General features: G+C 39.8%; 20 protein-coding genes and 1 pseudogene. 3 read left to right on the top strand and 18 right to left on the bottom strand.

Going from position 1 to position 23,109, the window contains the following annotated elements:
* Positions 1-80: 80 nt before the first annotated feature.
* The 13 genes and pseudogenes from ACFPRA_RS20495 to ACFPRA_RS20555 all read right to left on the bottom strand — a co-directional run bounded on the left by ACFPRA_RS20495 (position 81) and on the right by ACFPRA_RS20555 (position 15,185).
* Complete coding sequence (locus ACFPRA_RS20495; protein WP_381438832.1) at positions 81-512, bottom strand: hypothetical protein; 432 nt, start codon at positions 510-512, stop codon at positions 81-83.
* Positions 513-1,022: 510 nt separating this feature from the next.
* On the bottom strand, positions 1,023-1,271 hold the full coding sequence (locus ACFPRA_RS20500) for a transposase (RefSeq protein ID WP_381438835.1): 249 nt from the start codon (positions 1,269-1,271) through the stop codon (positions 1,023-1,025).
* 74 nt (positions 1,272-1,345) lie between these two features.
* The gene (locus tag ACFPRA_RS20505) at positions 1,346-3,274 is read right to left on the bottom strand and encodes a DNA/RNA helicase domain-containing protein (RefSeq protein ID WP_381438837.1); all 1,929 of its coding nucleotides are present in this window, start codon (positions 3,272-3,274) and stop codon (positions 1,346-1,348) included.
* Positions 3,275-3,605: 331 nt separating this feature from the next.
* On the bottom strand, positions 3,606-3,956 hold the full coding sequence (locus ACFPRA_RS20510) for a hypothetical protein (RefSeq protein WP_381438839.1): 351 nt from the start codon (positions 3,954-3,956) through the stop codon (positions 3,606-3,608).
* Positions 3,957-4,039: 83 nt separating this feature from the next.
* Complete coding sequence (locus tag ACFPRA_RS20515) at positions 4,040-4,525, bottom strand: immunoglobulin domain-containing family protein (RefSeq protein WP_381438841.1); 486 nt, start codon at positions 4,523-4,525, stop codon at positions 4,040-4,042.
* 473 nt (positions 4,526-4,998) lie between these two features.
* Complete coding sequence (locus ACFPRA_RS20520; protein ID WP_381438843.1) at positions 4,999-6,258, bottom strand: replicative DNA helicase; 1,260 nt, start codon at positions 6,256-6,258, stop codon at positions 4,999-5,001.
* Between the two features lie 3 nt (positions 6,259-6,261).
* A complete protein-coding gene (locus ACFPRA_RS20525; RefSeq protein WP_381438845.1) occupies positions 6,262-7,038 on the bottom strand; it encodes a conserved phage C-terminal domain-containing protein in 777 nt (258 codons plus the stop codon).
* Positions 7,039-7,490: 452 nt separating this feature from the next.
* On the bottom strand, positions 7,491-9,443 hold the full coding sequence (gene ltaS / locus ACFPRA_RS20530) for a lipoteichoic acid synthase (RefSeq protein WP_381438847.1): 1,953 nt from the start codon (positions 9,441-9,443) through the stop codon (positions 7,491-7,493).
* 243 nt (positions 9,444-9,686) lie between these two features.
* The gene (locus tag ACFPRA_RS20535) at positions 9,687-10,097 is read right to left on the bottom strand and encodes a DUF4145 domain-containing protein (RefSeq protein WP_381438849.1); all 411 of its coding nucleotides are present in this window, start codon (positions 10,095-10,097) and stop codon (positions 9,687-9,689) included.
* A 103-nt stretch (positions 10,098-10,200) separates the two neighbouring features.
* Positions 10,201-10,563, bottom strand: a pseudogene (locus tag ACFPRA_RS20540) (IS66 family transposase); the annotation flags it as partial.
* A gap of 75 nt (positions 10,564-10,638) precedes the next feature.
* Entirely contained in the window at positions 10,639-12,018 is a 1,380-nt protein-coding gene (locus tag ACFPRA_RS20545) for an amidase (protein ID WP_381438853.1), read from the bottom strand.
* Between the two features lie 90 nt (positions 12,019-12,108).
* Positions 12,109-14,526: a penicillin acylase family protein gene (locus tag ACFPRA_RS20550; RefSeq protein WP_381438855.1), complete on the bottom strand. Its 2,418-nt coding sequence runs from the start codon at positions 14,524-14,526 to the stop codon at positions 12,109-12,111.
* 356 nt (positions 14,527-14,882) lie between these two features.
* Entirely contained in the window at positions 14,883-15,185 is a 303-nt protein-coding gene (locus ACFPRA_RS20555) for a hypothetical protein (RefSeq protein WP_381438859.1), read from the bottom strand.
* Between the two features lie 215 nt (positions 15,186-15,400).
* Here ACFPRA_RS20555 and ACFPRA_RS20560 point away from each other — a divergent pair, with 215 nt between their 5' ends.
* Complete coding sequence (locus ACFPRA_RS20560; RefSeq protein ID WP_239388299.1) at positions 15,401-15,835, top strand: DMT family transporter; 435 nt, start codon at positions 15,401-15,403, stop codon at positions 15,833-15,835.
* A gap of 38 nt (positions 15,836-15,873) precedes the next feature.
* Here ACFPRA_RS20560 and ACFPRA_RS20565 read toward each other — a convergent pair whose 3' ends face one another.
* From ACFPRA_RS20565 to ACFPRA_RS20580, 4 genes are all read right to left on the bottom strand, one after another.
* On the bottom strand, positions 15,874-17,490 hold the full coding sequence (locus tag ACFPRA_RS20565; RefSeq protein WP_381438861.1) for a thiamine pyrophosphate-binding protein: 1,617 nt from the start codon (positions 17,488-17,490) through the stop codon (positions 15,874-15,876).
* A gap of 228 nt (positions 17,491-17,718) precedes the next feature.
* Positions 17,719-18,810: a copper resistance D family protein gene (locus tag ACFPRA_RS20570; protein ID WP_381438863.1), complete on the bottom strand. Its 1,092-nt coding sequence runs from the start codon at positions 18,808-18,810 to the stop codon at positions 17,719-17,721.
* 3 nt (positions 18,811-18,813) lie between these two features.
* Positions 18,814-19,371 carry a copper resistance CopC family protein gene (locus ACFPRA_RS20575; RefSeq protein WP_381438865.1) on the bottom strand — a complete coding sequence of 186 codons (558 nt, stop codon included), beginning with the start codon at positions 19,369-19,371 and terminating at the stop codon, positions 18,814-18,816.
* Between the two features lie 240 nt (positions 19,372-19,611).
* Entirely contained in the window at positions 19,612-20,052 is a 441-nt protein-coding gene (locus ACFPRA_RS20580; protein WP_381438867.1) for a cell wall hydrolase, read from the bottom strand.
* 298 nt (positions 20,053-20,350) lie between these two features.
* Here ACFPRA_RS20580 and ACFPRA_RS20585 point away from each other — a divergent pair, with 298 nt between their 5' ends.
* The gene (locus ACFPRA_RS20585) at positions 20,351-20,848 is read left to right on the top strand and encodes a YehS family protein (protein WP_381438869.1); all 498 of its coding nucleotides are present in this window, start codon (positions 20,351-20,353) and stop codon (positions 20,846-20,848) included.
* Positions 20,849-21,168: 320 nt separating this feature from the next.
* Here ACFPRA_RS20585 and ACFPRA_RS20590 read toward each other — a convergent pair whose 3' ends face one another.
* The gene (locus tag ACFPRA_RS20590) at positions 21,169-21,810 is read right to left on the bottom strand and encodes an HD domain-containing protein (RefSeq protein WP_381438871.1); all 642 of its coding nucleotides are present in this window, start codon (positions 21,808-21,810) and stop codon (positions 21,169-21,171) included.
* 535 nt (positions 21,811-22,345) lie between these two features.
* On the opposite strand from ACFPRA_RS20590, the gene ACFPRA_RS20595 reads away from it, so the two are divergent.
* Positions 22,346-22,927 (top strand): protein-L-isoaspartate(D-aspartate) O-methyltransferase, encoded by a 582-nt coding sequence (locus tag ACFPRA_RS20595; protein ID WP_381438874.1) that lies wholly within the window; start codon positions 22,346-22,348, stop codon positions 22,925-22,927.
* Positions 22,928-23,109 lie beyond the last annotated feature (182 nt).

Here is a 23,109-nt window from a genome sequence, read left to right on the forward strand (position 1 = left end):
ACGAATATTTCTATATAAAAATAAGCTAGCATTATTAAATACTATCAAGCGTTAAATCATTCAATTTATTCTTAAAATAGTTATAGCACTTTACAAAACCGCTTTCTGCATCGGCCTCTTAATGAAATTGTTTTATATTTTTCTTTATTAGTAACAGGCGTTGCTGTTATTTTTCTTGCTTCATACATTGAGACAATTCCTTCATTTATCTTTAGTAGTAAAAGTAATCTAAATAAAGGCTTTCTATACTTTTTACTAATTTCAACAAGTGTATTTAGACTTATACCTACAGTGGGATGCATGTAAAAGTATTGTCCTTTTACAAAACTAAATGGAGCACTCGATTTAATTATCTTACTGTCGTTCGCAGCTCTATGGATCAATTGTCTAGCATAATTACGAGTAGCTTTGAATTCTTCGGATAGAATTTCAATTAACTCCGTAGCAGAAAAAAACTGTTCTTTATTCTTAAACAAAGATTGTATAAAAAGATCGTATTTATTTAATTTCAATTTGTAACACTGCCCTTATATAATTATTATTCTTTTTAAATATACATGCACCTATATTGTGTCTTTTAAAACACTGGTATATCAACACTAGTTCGGTTTTCTATGAAGAATAACTTGTAACATCTTTTAAAACTTTAGTTAATCATATCATCTAATCATTTTATTTTTTGGTGAGAGAAGGTGTAGGCAATTATCTATTTCAAACAATGATCGGCAGATTTTTCATACCAAATTCCCCCGCCATCAAATCCGCCCGCTCACAAGTCTCCACAGCAATCTTCTGAAAATCAGGTGGATATCCATACTTCTTTTACGGTCTCCGTACAGTAATCTGCACCTAGGCTCTCGCAGACTCCTAGAAGTTCCAGCCAATGCTCATATTCTCCTTAAACGACCACCTGCTAAGGGAGGTGGATTTGTGACATAAAATGTCGGCGACTAAAGTCGCTGATTAAGACTGAAGTCATCTCAAAGTTCTAATGCCTAAGCAAACTAAAATTTTGACTAAACTCAATTGTCAATCCAAAATACGTCGTTCTTTTCCTCATTAAACTGGTTTGCGTTATAATTTCTAATAGTTTCTTCATCCACTGATCCAACTGTGGCACAAAAGTAACCTCCTGCCCATAATTTTTGCCCCAATATATCTTTTTCAAGGCGGGGAATTGATCCCGAAGTAGCCTGGAGGATTTTACAATGTAAAGATTCAGATTCTGCCGTTTTCTCAATCCCTAACGGATGGTTTGTCTTAACTAACATTTAAAATAATGTAGTTGTAGAACACTCTATTACCAATTGATACAATCGCTTTGATAATAGATTTTTCCTCATCCTTAACTATATCCCTCCCCCTCATCCACCAAATACAACATCTCCTCCCTCTCTCTTCGATACACCGTAACCTTCTCCAACCTCTCCTTCAAATACGCCTGCAATGCAGGATCCGTACAAAAAACAAAGCATCCCTTCTGCCCCCGTGTCATTAACGTTCTATACGTATTACGGATAATAGGATCTGCCAACTTATGTGCTTTTTCCGGGTCAACCTTTGCGATACCTTTTATTCCTCTTAATGATTGATCTGTCTTGGCGCGCTTTGTGTGGTCTGTAATAATTTGGCCGTTCTCGAAGCGCATGTCGTCCCCGATAATGACGCCGACGTAGTCAAACTCCAACCCTTGCGCCGTATGGATACAACCGGCTTCTCTAACGGAAGAATTTTCGATTGCCCAGGTGTTTTCGATATTCCAGCTGATTCCGAAATCGTGCTCCGGGATGGTAATGTCATGGTGATTGACGTCCTGTCGGTTTTTCTTTGGCCATTCCCAGCAATATCCGGCCATCACACGGGATTTATTGTTTCTTTCATTCAACTTTTCAATTTCCGCAAGCATTTCATTTGGATCATCATAAAGTTTGATATCATAATCCATGCCCAAGTCGTTCATATTGGCTGTATTTCTAATTTGCAGTACATCATCTAGCCATGCGATATACCCGTCAGATCCATCACAGCGGAATTGGGATGTGAGTTCACAGGAAATGATATCTGCTTTGAATTGTTTGGCGTAGTGTTTGATTAAGTCGACGCTGCCTATATCACTTAAAGTCACTTTTTGGTTTTCATCGATAAAAAATAGCGTGAATTTCGAGCCTTTGATTAATTCCTTCACTTGGTTTTCGCCTTTGTTTCGGAACATGCCGGACTTTTCGTTTAGACGATGTGCTTCATCAACGATTAGTACGTCAAATTCATTATTGTCCACTTCTGTAAAGCTGCCGGAACCTTTGAATAGGTTATCGATATGCGACTTTTTGAAATCACCCTTGAGTTTTGTGGAGTAAATATGTCGTGGTGCGGAGTTCTTTGTCACATACATCGTGACAAGCCCTTGATCAATTAATTTCACTAATAAATTGATGGCCAATACAGATTTTCCTGTACCGGGGCCCCCTTCCACAATCATTACTTGTTTCGTATCTGTTTTAACAGCTTCCATGGCAAGATGGAATGCCTCTTCAAAGAACACTTTTTGTTCATCGATCATAATGAACTCTTCGTTTCCCTTCAGCATGTTATTTAACGCGTCTTGCAAGGATTTTGAAGGGCGGATTCTTCCGTTTTCAATTTGGTAGATCAGGTGGTTTTGATCACCTTTTCGAATAAACTTCTTGATAAATCCACGAAGTTTTTGGATTTCCCCCTTTGTAAATACAGGAGCCTTTTCGAGATGAGCTTGATAATGGACATCTGTCAGAGGGTCGTCATCGGTTTTTCTATAGTTATGTAAATACGCACAAGGCTTCAACTGAATTTCTTTTTCTTGTACATTCTCGTTAAAGTCCTCAATAAGAGCCGCGTATGACCACGCTTGATAGGATGGATGGGTTGTTTCACGGTTCCCATTCCCTACATATGTTTTTACAATTGCATCTCTCGTCGTTACTTTTTCAACTTCTTCCCATTGCTTTAGCTCGACAATGACGACGTGATCTTGGCTGCCATCATTGCCGGCAATTAGAAAATCAACTCGTTTAGAGGTGTTGGGGATATTAAATTCAATCGCAACCGCCGCGTCATTTGGAATTTCATCATCCTGCATGACATTGGACATTTTTTGCAATGAATGCTCCCAAGAGCGGATTTCAGCTTTGGAGGTACGCCCTATTTTCTTCTGATAAGAATTGTAAAGCCGATCAATAAGGAGTTCATTGACAACATCGCCTACAAATTGTTCTTTTGTAGATTCGTATATGATCATAACTACACCAACTTTTACTTTTTAATAGATGATTCTCCAAATATCATCTGAAAATCAACTAGCATTCAATATTTTAAAAACTTAGTTGATCGTTAATTCTACATTTTAAAATAATTCATTGATTCCATTGTCTTACAGTTCTACTTTTCCTGCAAGACTATACTCCCAAAAGCATTGTTTATTGTAAATAAAAACAGTACCAGGTTCCAACACAATTCGAAAATGCGCTAGGTCCTGGTACTCTATATTTTTACTTCTATACAGTTCTCATCTTTAAGTAAAGTATAACTAGAAACAACACTTATTGCATTAAGCCATTACCTCCTCCACTTCAACAGCTCAAATAACTTCCCCACATTCTCATACTTCGCAAAATCACCAATTCCTTCGTCAATTGCCCGACCATATCAATCTGATCTTCGTTCAGTTGTCTAAGAAGGCTTGAGCTTCCTGTGAATTCTTCGGCAGTTAATGGAATCTTCGATAGTTCTTCTGTCACGACAATATAGTCCTCTTTATAGAAGAAAAACAGTTCGCCTGGACGTTCGAGTACGAGTTTTCTTCTCACTTTCTCCTCTTCGATGAATAGCTCCAGTTCTTCAAAGAGGGTTTCGTCGTTCTTTTCTCTAAACTGTTTGACATGTTTGTGGAGTCCTACAAGATTATCCGGTATTCCACTCATGATGTTGGCTTGTTGTTCGGCTCCGTATCTACTGAGGAAGGTTTCGGTTTACAGATTTAGCAGCTGATTTCGATTAAACATCCTTATTTCACATGATACAATCCAACTTTGTTCTTTATCAGCTTCCTCTCCCCCGCCCATGCATGCCCCAAATAATACGGATAGGCAACGACTTTGTTGCGATGGAAGTAAAGGATCTCCTCGGTATTCGTTTCAGCGAAATGAAAAAGTTTCTTCATTAAAGAGGATGCATTCGTTAATCGTTTTGGCGTTTCCCGGAAGAGGTCTTGGTGGAGCGCTTGTGCCTCTAAGACGTTTTCACTAAAGTAAAATGCGAAGCGATCCGGTTCCTTCGTTTCGGCGACGTATAATTTGATTTTGCCGATGCTTAACCTATTTTCTTCGGCCATTATCGAAATCGCTTCATCGTCATAGTCGATGGTGTCGAGTCGTTTGGAATCGTCATTCAATTGTACTTTTCCATTTGTAATTGCCCAAAAAATTCTGTGTGCCAAATGAATCATATCCATTTCAATCGCTAAATCTAGCACTTCTTGTACAGTTACCATCTTCACTCCACCCTCTTCCTTTATCGTCTTGACGCCGAACGCCCTGTGCTTTAGATCAATCACGCCTCGGCGTGATTGCGTCCAGATTTTGAATTGCGAATCGAACAGCGGAGTGTTCGATTTGCCGTATTTCTGCGTTTTTTGCAGAAATTAAGGCACTTAGATAAGCGCGATTAACTCCTTTCAAAATCTGTGACATCCGCCGGAGGCTTGGGCCAACAGGATGTTGGCCACTCAGGCGTTGCCAATCAAACAGCGAAGGGTTTGATTTGCCGTATTTCTGCGTTTTTTGCAGAAATTAAGGCACTTTCATTCAGGACGCGGCGAACTTAGCCTGAGTTCTTCTAATCAGCAAATCTTTTTGTACTGAAAGCGAAGCGTCAGCTACAGGGAGTTTGGACTCCCTCTGATTGATCTGCCTTCTGGCATTCATCCCGCCACTTATGAAAGTGGAGGACTTCTGCTGAATCAAGTTAATCCCATTTAATATTGTGCAGAATGCCTGTTTCTTTCACATAACGGATAGTTGCTGTTCCTGTGGGTCCGTTACGATGTTTTGCGATATTGATTTCTAACAGGCCGGGCCTGTCCGTTTCTTTGTTGTAATAATCGTCACGATATAAAAAACCGATCACATCCGCATCTTGTTCGATATTGCCCGAGTCGCGTAAATCGCTCATAATGGGGCGTTTGTTGTCCCGGGCTTCGACGCCGCGATTCAGTTGGGACAGGCAAATGACAGGACAGTTAAATTCTTTTGCCATTTGCTTTAGTTCGTTGCTAATTTGTCCGATCGTTTCCGTACGATTATGGCTCTTGGATTCACTACGGATAATTTGCAAATAATCGATGAAAACAATCGGTTTGAGTTTCGGCTCCGTATGCATTATTTTTCTCGTTACGGCACGCATTTGAGATACGGTCAGTCCGGCGCTGTCATCGATATGAATATTCGCTTCGTTCAATCTCGCGAGTGTTGGGAGCCAATTCGCTTTTTGTTTGTCCGTGAAATACGTGTAAGGATTCCGCATACGCAGTCGGTTATAGCCGCCCATGATGGCGATGAAACGGTCAATCATCGACGTTCGGCTCATCTCCAGCGAAAAAATGATCGGCTTATATCCTGCTAATCCGGCATGTAGTGCAAAATGGTTCAATGTGTCGGTCTTCCCCATCGACGGTCTTGCTGCGATGACGATCAGTTCGGCAGGTTGGAAGCCGTCGAGCAATTTGTCGACGTCGTTCAATCCTGTCGGAACACCAGGTACATGTAGCATTTCTTCATAAGGCCTTTCGCCCATCCGTACCAAATCCATTTTAATGCTCGTTTCGCTTCCTGCATGACCTTCATTTTCCAACTTCTCGAACGCTTGTTGGATTGCACCGATTTCCCAATCCCCCTCTTGTGCCTGAATCAGAATTTTGTTCTTCTCACGGTTTTTCCATGCTTCTCGCATCATGTCCACATACTGATCAAACTTTGTCGGACTTGCAAAATTCACGAGACTTGCCAAGTAATTCGCGCCGCCGAGTGCTTCGGGCGCCATCATCGTCAGAAGTGTCACATAGTCAACGGGACGTTTTTTCGCCAGTAACGCTTGCATGCAATCAAAAATATTTTTGTGGATTTGACTGTTGAAAAAGTCTTGTTTCACTCCGCCATCGACGATTAAATACGGTTCCGAGAGCATTGACCCTAACACGCTTTTTTCAATCTGCTCATGACGTTCCATCCCTTACGCCTCCCCTTCGCTAAAGTCCAATTCGAGTGGTTTTGGTGGAACGCTTTCTGGCGAGACGCTCCTCCTCGACTCTTCCAAATAGTTTTCAAAGTTCGTTGCATTGAACAACGTAGATGGACGTAAATACTTCTGCCAATGTGGATGATCTCGCCATTCATTTGCTTTCGTATCAATGACCCTCTTGAAATCGGCCATTGTGTACCCTTCACGGAATCGTGCATGCACTAAACGTGCTGTTGCCTTCGAAGACGGCTGGAATTGTTTGTCTGCTTTGTCATTCAAGTATTCAATCACAGACACAACGTCGAGATTGTTCTCGACAGGTTCTTTTTTAATTCTTTTATTCTTTTTAGTTATTGCTAGGGGCATGTTGCCTTCTAGAGAGGGGGCGTTTTGCACTTCCTCTCGAGCTGATGATGCTGTTGTCGATGTCGCATCTTGCCCCGACTGCGATTGCAGCATTTTATAATCAATGCGGTACCACTTTGTTTTATCCATTTTCGTCCGATTATACGAAGCGGTGGAAATAATATAGCCACTACTTTCCAGTCGACGAATCGCCCTTTTGATCGTATCGACAGACCAAAACGGAAATTCTTCGTTTTTCCACTCGTCATATGTTTTGTAAACCCACTTATGCCCATCCCGAACATGCGTCGAGATGAGCGATCTGAAGTGTAATTGCTGCAGTAAAATCGCTTCATTCAATCCCACTTGCACGGCAAGTGATGGAATCACTTGAAGCGGTGACTCTTTGATTAATAAATGCATGAAAAATCCCCCTCGTAGTGTCTTTTGAAATTGAGTACGACGTCTTATGCTTAGACGAACGATGCTTTCACCCTTTATATAGACAATTCAATCGCAAAAGTGGACAACTTGAGGACAACTATTTTTTTCACGTTGGGAATGTAGAATAATAAAAGCAAAATCCGACAAAAAATAAAGAGGCCTGCCAACCTACAGATAGAAACTGTATGGTCGACAGGCACTCGAAAGGTTATGGAATTTCTCACTGAAAATAAGGCGGAGAGTAATTTTAATAAAAAGCAGAAAAAGATTAACCGAAGAAGTTTTCCTGAAATCAGCGAGATGCTTGAATGGGGAGTTGTAAAAACAATACCAGGTTCCAACACAATTCAAAATCGTGTTGGAACCTGGTACCTAAATTTTATTTCATTTCCTAATGGCGTCACTTCAATATGTTCGTCTAACGTAACATATTAGTTAGATTTTGCATTCGCATCTTTGTTGTAATTGATCTGAGAAGGATCAACTGGAGTATATCCTTTTGGCGTATAGAATCTCAATAAGTCACCATTCACGACTTTGTCAGAAAGCTCCAATTTATAATCCACTTCTTTTTTGATCGAATTTGCCAACTCCAATTGACTATCATCTAGTGGTAAGCCTGTTTTATTATCATAAAATTTTCCATTAATTGAATAAATCGTAGGACTCACAAAACCGCCATTTCTAAATGGAACAATTTCATTATGCTCTTCTGATAATAAATCTGAACCAAATTGAATAAAGTTTTTCGTATCAATTCCCAGTAAATGTAATAACGTTGGAAGAAGGTCTGTTTGGCCACCATACGTATGGTTGGTTCCACCTTGCATTCCAGGAACATGTATGAATAATGGTACGCGTTGTAAATTAGCACTTTCATAAGGTGTAATTTCTTTTCCCATGACTTGTCCCATCGCTTTTTTATGATTATCTGAAATACCATAATGGTCACCATAAAGAACAATCATCGAATTATCATATAAGCCTAATTCTTTTAATTGATTGAAGACTTGTTTGATCGCTTCATCTGTATAACGCGCTGTTTGGAAATAAGCGTCAACACTTACATCTCCAGTATTGGCTTTATCTATTGTTACTAAGTCTTGATTTATTTTATACGGGTAGTGGTTTCCTACCGTAATCAATTTCGTATAAAAAGGTTGTGGTAACGAACTTAAAAGACGTTCAGATTGTTCATAAAATGGTTTATCTAGCAAACCATATTCAGCCATGTCTTTTGATGAACTCGTGTCATAATAACTAGCATCAAAAAAGTTATCGAAACCAAATGATTTATAAATTACATTTCGATTCCAGAAGCTCCCGTTATTCCCGTGGAACACAGCTGATGTATAGCCATAATCTTTTAAAATACTAGGAGCTGCTTGGTACGTGTTTTGTGCTTTTGTAATAAAAGCAGACCCTTGTGGTAACCCAAAAATAGAATTTTCCAGCATAAATTCTGCATCGGAAGTTTTACCTTGACCTGTTTGATGGAAAAAATTATCGAAATACATAGTGTTCTCATCTTTTGTTAATGAATTTAAAAATGGTGTAACTTCTTCACCGTTTAATTTGTAGTCGATAAGAAAGTTTTGGAATGATTCTAAATGTAAATAGATGACGTTCATTCCTTTTGCTGCACCAAAATATTTTGCATTAGGGTCGGCGTAGTTAGATTTTGTATAGTTAATCACTTCTGTAATATCATCACTATCCGCCAGAACTCTCTGTGATGATGCTTTCATAGTTTCTACTGAGTCATAAATCGAATAGTTATACATTCCTAGATATTTCACAATATAGTTTCTATCAAAACCCCGAGTTAATAGTTGTGGACGACTAACTTCAGCTAGTCCTAAATTTATGATTGATACGACTAATGCAAAAGCAATAATTGCTATTGCTTTTTTATATCCAAAATGGTTTGTTTCTTTTTGTATTTTCCTTGAAAATCGCATGTAAAAAATCACAAATACATCCACAAAGAACAAGATATCATAAGGTTTTATTAAAGAAAGAACACTTCCACCTAGATCTCCAAAGTTCTGCGTTTGGAAAATTGTAGGTAAGGTAATGAAATCACTAAAAAATCGATAATAAACCACATTGGCATATAAAAGAATAGACATAAGAGTGTAAATTACAACTAGTGTTGTATATTTTTTCTTTCCTTTAAATAAAAATGAAAACCCTAGAAATAGCAATGCTGAACCTAATGGATTTATTAGTAAAAGGAATTGTTGAAGAGGTCCTTCTACACCTAGTTCAAATTGTGATAGTTGAGTGATGTATGTTTTAATCCATAACATCAAAACAGCTAATAAATATATACCTAAAAAGTTGTTTAAAAGATGATCTTTTTTACTTACTAGATTTCTCATTTTTACACCAACCTTTTACTTAATTCAAATTATTAGTATTAAATTCAAAAAGCTATTTCGCAATAACATTTTTGCCGCTAAGGAATTTTACTCCACATTTACACTTCTGTCAAGTTTTTAAAACCCATCAAAACTACATGACACTAAAAACGCCCAAACCCTTGCTGTATCAAGAGTTTTGGCATTCATTGAAATACGTACAGAAGCCAATCGGCAGTTGATTCGGTTGGCTTCTTTCTTTTTTCATACAATTGTAGTGTATTTACTGAATAATGTTCTGCACAGGCACCCGGGCTTGTTACGGAACATCCGTGCATCATGGGCTGCTTTGTTGCCAATTTGGCGGATATGATGTAGGGCGTCTCGAATTTCAGGCGTTAAATAGCCTTTTTCGAATCGTTCTTTCAAATTCGCCCATGGCTCGTCGGGCTGCTTTTCCGCTTTGATCACTTGTTGCAATATATTTTCAACGAAGGCTTTCGCATGTGTCAGCACGGTACGTAGGCTTGTGAATATGCTGTTTTCCTGCTCACGTGCAACGTATGTGAGTTCTTTCGATAGTGGTTCAAGAAATTGATAGAAGTATGATGGTTTTTCCGTGTGACAGTTCCTCCGGCCTTGTGAAATCCTGTTTATGGTCTTATTTTTCCACACTCGCACTATCTTAGGATTTTCAGGATGAAGGAGTTTTTGTTGGACACCAGGTTACATGACAGTAAGCCCGTAATATAAAAATGAGCGCACCTTTTAGTGCGCACGACGAATAGCCATCACATATAATCGTACCTTTTAAGTTCACAGTGAAATCTTCTAATACAGAACGGCTTCTCGATAGAGAACTTTGAAAAAGAACAATCGTTGGTCCTTGGCATGATACGCTACGGAAAACCCAATTATAGGTGTTAGACTGACCCGATTTACCGTCTGATCGATTGATAATATGGGTATAGGTTTCATCCACGTGTAGCATAGATTTAGCCGTCAATGGCTGTTTCATAAACTCGAAAACAGGAGAAAGGCAATCTTCTGTTGTGCGAATAACCCAGTTCAATAAATTTTTATCATTGATCAGCAGACCATAACGTTTCCATTCCTTTACCTGACGGTAAGGAGGCAAGTAGTAAACTCATTTGAACGTGATTTTTCAACGAAAAAAGCCATGAGCATAAAACTCATGGCCTTTGAACATACTTCGTTATCCTTGCAAAACCTTCTCCATCTCTGCTCGTTTTTTATAAAACTCTTGCAAAAAGTTCTTTTCGTAAGCATAACCCGCTCTTATTAAAACAGGTTCTGCATACGAAGATGTAACAAGTTGAAGGCCAACTGGTAAATCGTTCGCGCCGAATCCAATTGGAATGGAGAGGGCCGGTTGTTCAGTCAAATTAAACATGGCCGGATAACGCGTCATGGCACTGAATACATCTTCAGGAACCTCCCCCAAATGCACCATTTCCTTGCCAATTCTTTTTGACGTCGTCGGCGTTACAGGTGAGGCCAACACATCTACATGTAAAAATAAATTTTCAAATTCGTGAATTAGTTCTTCCTTCCGATTCAACGCCTGTAAATAACGTAATGCGGAAATATCGCGACTTGCCTTCAACACAGCGCCAACATCTCTTCCAAATTGCGATTCAGGTTTATCGATATAGGCGTTGTGAACAAAACCTGCTTCTGTCATCGCTATAATTGTTATAATATCACGGTCTTCGTCTGTAAACGGTATATCCACTTCGACTAACACCGCGCCCATAGATGTAAACTGTTCAAGCGATTGTTGATAAAGGGCCGCTGTTTCTTCGTCCATTTTTTCATTTAAATAGTTCGTAGGCACACCAATTCGCAATCCACGAATGTCTTCCTCCAAAAACAGCGAATAATCATCACCTGTCGCCGCATCCATCATGATTGCGAGGTCGTCCATTGTTTTTACGATCGGCCCGACATGATCAAGCGTCCACGAAATGTTTTTCACACCCGTCGCCGGAATTAAATCGCGAGTTGCCTTTAATCCAATGACTCCACAAGCTGCCGCTGGAATACGAATCGATCCGCCCGTGTCGGTGCCAATTGAAGCCGCACATAAAGAAGCCGCTACTGCTGTTCCCGATCCACCGCTCGAACCACCCGGAGTATATTCGGAATTCCATGGATTTTTTGCCGGACCGTAGAACGGATTATTCGTCGTAATCCCAAATGCAAATTCATGCAAATTCGTTTTCCCTACATTCACGGCACCTTCACGCTGAAGCACATCCACAATACCCGCATTCAGCTCCGGTACAAACGCTTCGTCAATTTTGGAACCACTTGTCGTTCGCAATCCTTTTGTGAATAAATTATCTTTATATGACAAAGGAATGCCTTCCAAAATTCCTGTATCTTCCCCGAACAAAAACTTTTTCTCCGAAATCTCAGCTTGCTGTAAAGCTTGGCGATCGTTAACGGTTATATAAGCGTTCAATTCTTCAAACTCATGAATACGATCCAAGTAATACTTCGTCACCTCAACCGGTGAAAACAACTTCGCTTCATATCCTTTTATCAGTTCACGAATGGTTAACTCTCTCAAACTCATCCCTGCCTTGTAATAGTAATTATGCCACGATTTTGAATTTCACTTGCGCATTTCACAATCGTGGCGATCTTTGGTGACTTTATCTTAATTCAGCTGTAATTTAGTGCTGTGTATCATCGCATTTTCTACATCTTTTTTCTTAAATAAATACGGCTTGAATTCCCAGTTCTCATACATTTCAACTTGGTCCGTGTAATAATTACTAATCGTGCCATCTTTTTTCACAAATCCAATTTGACCAGGCGGTGTAATATTAAAGCCTACCGGTCCACCCGGGGCCATTTCAATATAATGATTTTCACTACCGCGATTCATTTCAATGACGGAAGGTGCAGGTCCATTACTATGTGGAACCGCAATTAGCGATTCGTGGCCAAACGTCATTTTCTTGATTTCAGATTTCCAGCTGTCCACATCTTGCCCTTTTTCTTCTTCTAACGTTGCCAACGCTTTTTCAACACTAGCGAGTATTACTTGTTCAGAAGATTCCTCCAACCATTGATAGTTTGTCTCGTCCTCATTCAAGAGTCGATATGCTAAAGAGCCTCCATAACGATGATTCGTAATCGGATTCGTTATTTCGGAAAAACCGTCAAGCTGATCCTCAAATAAGGCATCATGCACATTGTTCCACCATTCATCAAAAAACGTTGCAATTGCAGCGTCGTAGTAGCCATCTTTGTTTGTGTCTTCTTTCAAGTTATTCCAATTCTCAAGTTCCTCGATCAAAACTCCGTAATTCGCATTCGAGCCCTTATGATTATTCAATGCCTCAATTAACAATGGTTTAAATTTATTCGTACGTAGCGCTACAAAACTAGCATGATGATTAATATCATTTAAGTCATCCAACGTAACTTTTCCTCGCGCTTCCATTCCGTTAATGAATTGTTGCACTCGATTATCTTCGCCCCAATAGAAGCTATTCTCGCCATTACTCCAAGTCGCCTCTGGTTTGTTGTTCCAATTGACGACATAGCCATTTTTCGGATTCACGACTTGTGGATTCTCTTTGAATGGTAAGAACCCTTCCCACTCATACTCTCCTGTTCCGGGAGTTGGAATTCTTTCATCGATTTGTGCATTTCGAATTGGATATTTTCCGACATGGTAATAGCCAATGTCGCCATTTTTACTCACATAATACCAATTGAGCGACATCGTAAATTTACTAGCAGCTTGTTCAAACTGATTGCGGTTTTTAGCAAAGTTCGCCTCCATAAACGCGGCCATACTTGTCGCTTCTGTTCCGCGGAAAGCCCATGCTTTACTATAAGCAATCTGTTGTTCTTCATCTATGCTAATGACTGGACCATGTACTGTTCGGTAAAATACTTCCTCGATCATTTCGCTTTCGCCATTATCCTTTTTCACGTTAATCAATTCCGTTCTCTTCTCCATCTCTCTCCACTCGCCCTTATACAAGTATTTCGTGGAATCTTGTGGATGAATTGTTTCTTCAAATAGATCGACGACATTTCCGTAACCAGCCGTTGATGAAAAAGCAAAATCATTATTAGCACCAAACATGATGAATGGGTACCCGATGAAACTTGACCCTACCATGTCATAACCCGGAGTGTGTAGTCCAACTTCATATAAAAATCCTGGTGCAACAAAACCAACTTGCGGTCCACTCATTAATAACGCATTTCCTGTTTTCGATTTATCCGCCCCGACAATTATTGCGTTACTTCCTACAGAAAGTGGCAAACCTAACTCTTCAGACGCTTGGACATATTCTTCTCGTTCCCTGTCCAACTGTTTAGCAACATTCGTAGCTACGGATGAAATCGTTTGCATACTTTTAGAAGAAGAACGATTCTTTGATTTATTTTCGGTCGGAATGCTCGTCGGTGCCTCCGGATCATCTACCCACACTAAATCATCGAACATGTCGCGTGCTACTTCTTTTCCAAAGGTTTCTTCCAAGTCCGCTAGCAATCTAGCATTCGTCAATTCTTGGTGATTATCCATAAAGAACGTCATAGACGCCATAAATAAGCGGACAACATCGGTGGAAGTCCACTCTCGCGGAAGAAAATCATAGTCGTGAAACTCCTTCGAAAGCTTCTCCTCTGGATCATGTAACGCTTCCTCCACATATCGGGAAATTCCCTTCGCAAACTGTGCAATCAATTCCTCGTACTTCGGGTCTATTTTTGCAAGCATTGCTTCAACTTCTTCGTTTGTATAGCCATCACGTCTCGTTTGCAAGTCTTTAGATAAATAAGCTTCTCCGAAAATCTCTGAAACGGTCCCCTCATTCCCTCGACGGAACATCTCTAACTGAAACAAACGATCCTTTGCCATTACATAGCCATACGCTTCATATAAATCTTGTTTATTTTTAGCGTACAAATGTGGCACTCCGTAAGAATCCCGAAGAATCGTCACCTCTCCGACTTTCTCCTTTTTCCCCATCTCTCCCGCCAAAACAATATGTTGCGGAAGAATCAATACCAACACCAACAATAACGAAACGAGCCATCTTCTTCGCATTCATACACCCCCGGTAAAGTATTACAATTACAAAACGAATTATACATTTCCTGTTACATATAGTCAAACTAGTCACAAATATCCCAATTATACTTATTATTTTTCCCGGATCTTTCTTACGTCACATTGGGTAGTGGATATGTTTCCAAGCACCGATGAAATGAATTAAACCAGATTGGATAATACGATATCGCTGCGTCCTTCTTTATTAATCATGTATATTACTGGGGAGATCGATCGTATCATCGAATGGCAATGGGTTGGACCGTGTACCGATCGGCTTTTCCTTTCCTCCAATTCTTCCTGTTCCACTTTCGTCACATCTTGAGAGATTGAAGTACCATCTGCGCCGGACTTCACTTCACGGCTATTTTTCTCATCAATATTCCCGTAAGCTGCAAGAAAGGCCTGCCATCATAGTAATAGTGCTTCGGCATTCCTTTTTTCTTTTGCAGCGAAGTAACCGGAAAGACGATGGACTCCACGAGGGCAGCCACATCTTCTCGCACAGCCCCGATGCCCACTTGCAAGTCCTCAGGGAAATGGCTATGTATATCATGAATTGACAGCATTTCATCTTCGGCTGTATAAGTTTTCAATATGCGGATCACTTCAAGAAGACGTTCCCTTGCCGTGATAGGGTTTTGGGTCAACTTCATCACACTTTCGCATTGTTTCTTTCAATCTTACAATAAAAACAATATCAGGTTCCAACGCTATTCAGAATTGTGTTAGAACCTGAAATTCGTTTGAGCACCTTTCACTAAAAAGTATGACAAAAAGTATCCATATTATGTTAGCATGAAATTAGATTTTGGCTCTCCACATCAACTTATGGGAGTCGCCATTCACTATCATTTAAAGGGGTGGGTTTGTGAAACTATTATTTCCGTTGTTAGCGATGTTAGGCGGTGCTGCAGTCGCCTTTCAAGTACAAATTAATGGAAGCTTAGGAAAAAGGACAGGCGTATTGGAAGCTTCCTTTATCTCATTTGGTATAGGTACACTTGCATTATTTTTTATTGTTTTATTTTTTGGTAAAGGGAATTTCATGGCGGTTTCTGCAGTCCCCAAATGGCAATTATTCGGAGGTCTACTAGGTGCCTTTTATGTAATTGTTACCATATTAATCGTGCCAAAGCTCGGTGTTGCACCAACGCTCATTGCCGTCATTGCTGGGCAGATCCTATTGGGAGCGATTATCGACCATTTTGGACTATTTGGTGGAGAAGTTAAACCAATCGATTTGAAAAAATCAGCAGCTATACTTTTACTGTTTTTCTCTCTGTATTTATTTAATCATAAATAAAAAGATGTGGTGACCGACCATTCGATCACCACATCTTTTCATTGTGTTTCTGGGAAGAATACCTGAGCCGTGCTGATGTCTACCAGCGTGGGAGCATCCATATGGAGCGCTTCTTCCAGCACTGATTCTAGCTCAGTATCTGAGGTGGCGCGTAATCCTTTCCACCCACAGGCTTCTGCCAATTTTATAAAATCAGGGTTGGTTAAATCTACCCCAACCTCTTTCTTGTTTGCTGCTTTGAGTTTATCTCTCTCCATTTGCAGGCTCTCATTATTTAAGACAACGACTGTAATATTGAGTTCATAGCGGGTAGCTGTCAATAAATCAGCAAGCACCATTTGAAGTCCTCCGTCCCCAACTACCGCCACTACTTGTTTTTCAGGTTTTATCAGCTTTGCGGCCATCGCGGCTGGAAGACCAAAGCCCATTGTCCGCCAATAGCCGGAGAATAAAACAGATTGTTCTTTTTGCCGGAAGTTGCGATTCGTCCATACTGTATTATCTCCTGTATCCAGTGCAAGAATAGCGTCCGGTGCTACTGTTCGGTCAAGGGCGCGGATAATCCGTGCGGGATGGACAGGATAACCCGTGGAACTCCCTTCCTTTTCATTGTGCAAAGCCCATTTCTCTTTTATTTCCTGGCAACGGGCCACCCAATCTTCGGAGCGAGAGAATCCTTGTAGGCTCTCCGTTATAAATGGAAGCACTTCTTCTGCTTTGCCGGTGATTCCAAGTTCTGTTGGAATATCTTTTACAAATTTATCGAAATGGGGGTCAATCTGGATAATCCGTGCCCCCGTTGGCACATACCCTTCCGGCCACCATGCCGTGCCTGCAAGAAGTACCACATCTGCCACCTTAAATAAATCAGAGGCATAAGGATTGCCGCCTTCGCCAATCCCTTGCAAATTATGCAAGGAAGATTCATCGAACAATCCTTTCCCCCCTAAGCTTGTAAGGATGCCAGCTCCCCACAAATCAGCAAGTTTCTCTAATTCCTCTGAAGCAGAAGCAGCTCCAGAGCCTGCAAGGATCATTGGCCGCTTGGCTGTTTTTAGTATTCCCGTTGCCTGTTCCAAGCTTTCTTTCGTGAAGATGGAAGCGCCCTCTATAACATCCGGCAATGGACGCGGTTCTCCTGTAGCCGGCATCATAAAAATATCCTTTGGAACGGACAAATGTGTGACAACCCGTTGTCCGAGTGATGTTCGCGCTGCTTTTTGAAGCACTTCAATCGTCGCATCGGGGTTGGCTAGATTAGCAGAATAAGTAGCAAAGGGCTTCATAAGTTCCTGCTGGTCAATATACTGCGGAAATTCCGTACCAATTTTATTACTGGGCGCCTGTCCAGTGATGGCTAGTACAGACGCTTTGTCTGCATGTGCATCACCGAGCCCATTTAGCAGATTCGCTGCACCAGGCCCCATCGTCGCGGTGCACACGCCAAGTCCGCCTGTCAGTTTTGCTTCCGCAGACGCCATAAAAGCAGCTGTCGACTCATGCTTGACCGCAATGTATTTAATTTTATCCTGCTTAGCCAGTGCATCGATAAGCCCGAAGGTCGCATCGCCCACTACCCCATATATCCGTCGTACGCCGAACAAAGACAATTGATCCAGCATCAATTCAGCAACCGTTCGCTCTGTTTTTGCCATGACATATGAACCTCCTTGATAGCTCTTTCCAACTTGCTAGGCATAAAGCATCTTTTTATTTTTCGTTCATCTTATTTTTTCCCGAAAAAGCGCCGGTTAATCTTCGTTTTACCAAACGCATGGCAAAATGAGGATTAAGTTGTGATAAACGAACAAAAAGAAAGAGCATGATTTGAAATGAAAACCGTTCAAAACATGCTCTTACTATATTCAAATAAAGCGCTCTTTTTAGCGGATCACTACAGTCACCATTAACATCAGATAGATACACATTACAAACAAACAACTAAAAAGGAATGATAGTATGATCGATGCTTTTTTGAAAAACGATAACACAATCAATCCCACAAATAAAATGGATAGGAAAAAGAAGTATACTGTATTTAAGTTCACAACAAAGCCAATTGTGCTACCCGAATCGATAACGTCATTGTGAAGTAAATGGAATAAAGGTGACACTGCCTCACTCATTAAATAATTGCCATGAGGTGGTGATTGTTGTGAAAAAATAGCTGTAATCGTAAAAATTACAAATAAAATAAAGCCTTCTACACGAATCCAAGGAATGGGATTAAATGCAGCATCTTTGGATAGCATATATTTCACAATGAAACCATTCGCTAATGCATAAAAAACAAGCGGCAGTAGGAATAAATGTTTGATTAGTAACCCTTGTCCATATGAAACCAACCAAGAATCAATATACCCATCCACCATTACATCCATCAAAATCAGACCACTAAGAGCTGTAGCAACTAAACAGCCAATAGCGACCATTGAAAACCAACTTAAAAATTCCAGCCAATTTTTATGATTGAGCGAACACCAGCCTATTATAAGTAAAACCCCAACCCAAATACTGACAGCTGTTAAATGAATAAAGTGGCTGATAATTCCTACCACTTGATCAATAGAGCTTGCATGGCTTGACCAAGCAACTGTTAATATTATTCCAAATGATAGCAATGCTCCTAAAATCGCGTAAATGCTCTTTTCAGCGGGCCTAGCCAAGGCAATTAATAATATTAACACACCGGAACCGAGAAGGGTAAAATCCCACGCTGTCCCAACCGTGTAGGTTGTTAAAACAATTTTTAACGATTCAACTAAACCTAAGCGCGGCGCAATATATAAGGTAATATCCAGCACTGGAATAAATGCAAAAACAGGTAGCGTAATGGCACTGATAAGCAATAAGCGCTTTGAAATTTTTATATCTGGACGATATTGGCTTGGGACTAGCAGAAGAATAAAACTACCTATTAAAACCGAAAAGCACAAATATAAAAGCGTCTGACTAATAATTACTACTATATCCATTCCTTATTTCTTTCTTTTAGTAAGTAAGAAGAAACCGCCTGCTACAATGACAATTAAAAGAACAATTAGGATAACTGTCATAGAAGATGATTCTTTCTCTACTTCATCCGCTGTGGCTACATTTTCTTGATCTTCTGTCGATTGCTCAGCTGATTCTGTTGTTTCTGACGGTTCCTCTGTTACTTCTTCCACAGATTCAGGAACTGAAGCATTGACTGTAAATGAGAATTCACCTTCTAATGGATGACCGTCTGCACTAATAATACTCCAATTTACTTGATATTCGTCATTCGGAAGTGGCTCTGCAACAGTGCCTGTTAATGTACCATCACCAATAATAATTTCTTGTAGTTCGATGGCTTGTCCTTTTGTCGTTTGTACATCTATAAAGCTACCTTGTTCAATTTGTCCATCAAATTCAAGGACAATTTCATTTAATGGCTCCGTTACAATGTCACCATCTGCTGGATTCGATCCTTCTAAATGCGAGTGAGCAAACGCACTAGTAGAAATAGACATTGTAAGTAAGATTGCTGTAGTTACGGTAAATATACGTTTCAAAATAACCCCTCCTAAACTTATCACTATGGAAACAATAGGTACAACTATTCATAGTCATCATTTACTTTATAGTAAAAGTGTGAGATTTGCATGAAGTAGGCACACACTTCCATTCATAAACTGTACTATTAAGAAAAGACCAGATGCTCGAACATCTGGTCAATACAATGGAATTCCACGTGAAAAGCGGCTGGCCAGTTATAGTTGTAAATATCCTGCTTACATCTAACAGTAGAAAACCTAACCGATATAAACACTCTCACATGTTCCCGCTGCTGGTTCATAAAAACAATGATTTTTAAATTGACCAGTAAAAGGTTGCCCGTACCAAGTTGGTGGACAGGGAGCATACGGATTAAAATACCAAAGGGCAAATTTCGCTGGATGTTCTCTCCAATTCTCCAAATTCTGTCTTGCTAATCTTTTTTCAGTGGATCTCGCTCTTTGATAAAATAAATTCCCTTTTTGAACAGCTTCGAAAGAATAATTTCCTCCTTGAACCTGAAAAATGACATCTTCAATTGATCTTACGTCCCTGAAGTCCAAGCAATCCGCGACAGCACGGTTAACAATTACATTTCCAACATATAACATCCCTTGCTTTCCTTCACCTTCAGCTTCCGCTCTCATCATCCTTGCCATTAGATCAACGTCTGCATCTCGGTATTTGACTCTTGGCATTTTTCCACCCCAACTATATTGTATGAAAAAAACTCTACATAAATGTCATTTTCAAAAAACAGACACTGCCGCTACTTCAGCGAACGCTCCATCTTGCTGCTAAGGTCATTCACTTACGCAATAACTGTCATGAGGACTTCTTATTCGTTTTTGCAATATACAGCAATTGAATTAATATGAATTTCATGTGCTATGATTAGGTTTAAATCAATTAAAACCATAATAGATACACACAAAAGGGCAATAATAATGATGAAGTCGTTTTGTAATTACTGCACTATATACAGGAGGTCAACAAATGAATAATAATGATATATTAATTCGATTACGATATGCTTTAGATTTAAAAAATGCTGATATGGTAGACATTTTTCATCTTGGTGGCATTGAAGTAACAAAAGAAGATGTGCTACTGTTGCTTACAAAATCAAATGATGATGAAGCTGAAAATGAATTGCAAATGAAATGTACGAATAGTATGTTGGATTCATTTTTAAATGGCCTAATTATATACAAAAGAGGAAAACAAGATCCAAAACCAGGACAACCTCAAGGTCCAACTGTATCGATCATGACTAATGAAAATGTGAATAATATCCTTCTAAAGAAAGTAAAAATAGCACTCGCGTTAACAGGTGAGGATATGCTTGATATTTTAGAAAAAGCAGGAGTCATTATATCAAAAAGCGAATTAAGCGCTGTATTACGAAAAGAAGGGCACAAAAATTATAAACCGTGCTTGGATCGATACGCTAGAAACTTCTTAAAAGGATTAGCTATAAAATATAGAGCCTAATTTAAGGTGCCTGGTACTGATGCAATTCCGGATTGCGTTAGTACCAGGCACTTATCTTTTACGGACTTTTACGTCACCGCTTCATCGGACGAGCCCTTCACTCATCTCCACTTGGGCTTTCAGTAGAAGCGTTCCATCATGTTGACTTTGAAAATTTGATTATGGTCATAAGAATGTACCAATTCTGCCATGTTTTTTACCAGTAATTGCCGCAAGACTTACCGTTCGTTGCCAATTCGTTTACCAATAATGGATTGATTGTGGAAGTTTTGCGTTGTACGTTAACTTGCTTTAGAATTGGTTATTTTTATGTATTTCCTTTACTCTTCATGTTCTTCAATGATCCGCATTGCGATGCCCGTTAACTCGTCATGTTCAGTAAATCGTTCACTAAGCATATCCGTAAGAATATGTTCTAGGAAGTATTTTACACAGTTCATCTCTTGAAACAGTAGTATTGTCCTTAATGCTTCTTCATATATTTCTAAAAACAATGGCTCTGGATTACCCTTTTGAATCTCACCAAATGCTTCATAAAGCAAATCAACTTTATCAGCAACAGATAAAATGCGCCCCTCCAATGTCTCATCCTTACCTTCTTTAAATCGCTCCAAATAAATGTCTTGAAACTCAGATGGAAGTTCCTTTTCTACAAACTTTCTTGTCATTTCTTCCTCTACTTCACTGAATAGTTGCTTCAACTCTTTCGAAGCATATTTTACTGGTGTTTTTATATCTCCCGTAAAAAGTTCTGCGTAATCATGGTTCAATGCCTTTTCATATAGGAGTCTCCAATCCACATTCTGACCAGATTGCTCTTCGACTGTTCCAAGAAATTGAGCGATTTTTGTCACCTTAAATGAATGACTGGCGACGGAATGCTCCTGATATTTGAACTTTCCCGGACAACGAATAATTTGTTCTAAATCAGATAAGCTTTTAAAATATTGATGTACACCCATCTTATTCATCACCTTTCTTTATTTTCGGGAGCTATCGTATAGAAAGCCTAGTCGTACAACGACTCCTATTTATGCTTTCTAACGGGGCTCTGTTCACGTTAAGTATTGTCTTTCAATACTTTCCCTTATTCTGACTAAAGTATGCAGGAAAGGAACTAATATCATACAATCAAGAATTTAATCAGTCCATTTTGTCACACAGGCCATGCTTCGGCAGTCCGTTCAGCCACTTCTCAATAATATGATTAGCTGGGGCATCTGGATTTTTTCCTCTCTATAATACAAAAGACCATTAATTTTCATGACAATAAAGATTTAGCGTCATGAAAATTCCGCTTACAATTTAATCATACAGCATGACGATAACAAGGACATTGTTGTATAGGTCCATAATACTAAAAACTAAAACCATCCCCTTTTCCACCCCAAATTATGTATTTATCGGTACCGTTCACTTCATATTGTTTACGAATACCCCGTATAGGAAATGATGAATGTGCAGTGTAAGTTATGATTAAACGAAGGAGCATAGATAATGGCCAAGCAAAACTCAGACATCCTTAACTATTTTCAAAAACTAGACCGTGGCTTTTTCATGGATGAACTCAAAGAATTCGCCTATATGGACGAGGCCATTCCAATCGGACATGAACAAACCATTTCTCAGCCTTCCCTCGTACTTGAAATGACATTGGCCATCGATTTACAACCTCATTCAAAAGTGCTGGAAATCGGAACAGGATCCGGCTTCCAGACCGCCCTACTCGCCGCCTTCTCGAACTCCGTTTATACAATTGAACGAATTGCTGCCTTACATGAACGGGCAAAAGAGAGATTGGAAAAGGCCGGTTTCTCTAACATCCATTTTAAGCTGGATGACGGCAGCACCGGTTGGGAAGAACACGCTCCTTATAATCGGATTATGGTGACTGCCGCCGCTGCCCAAGTGCCAAGCGAGCTCATGGACCAACTAGCTATCGGAGGAAAAATGATCATCCCAGTTGGTCCCCCCCTTCTACAGGAACTCTTGCTCTTGGAAAAAGATGAAGACGGAGCAATCCATACGACTGTGTTGAATGAAGTGAGGTTTGTCCCATTGAAAGGAAAATATGAATAGGCAACAGCACAGTTAAAAATTATATACAATAAGAAGCTAACCCAACATCGATTCGGTTGGCTTCTTGATTTATCTTCATTTAACAAATGTTTTTGTACTGAAAGCGAAACGTCAGCTACAGAAGACTCCGACCTCCATAGGTCGCGGGATGAATGCGGTTTTGTCTCCTGTTCAACGGGTGT

The organism is Sporosarcina soli, assembly GCF_042655805.1.
GTDB lineage: Bacteria > Bacillota > Bacilli > Bacillales_A > Planococcaceae > Sporosarcina > Sporosarcina soli.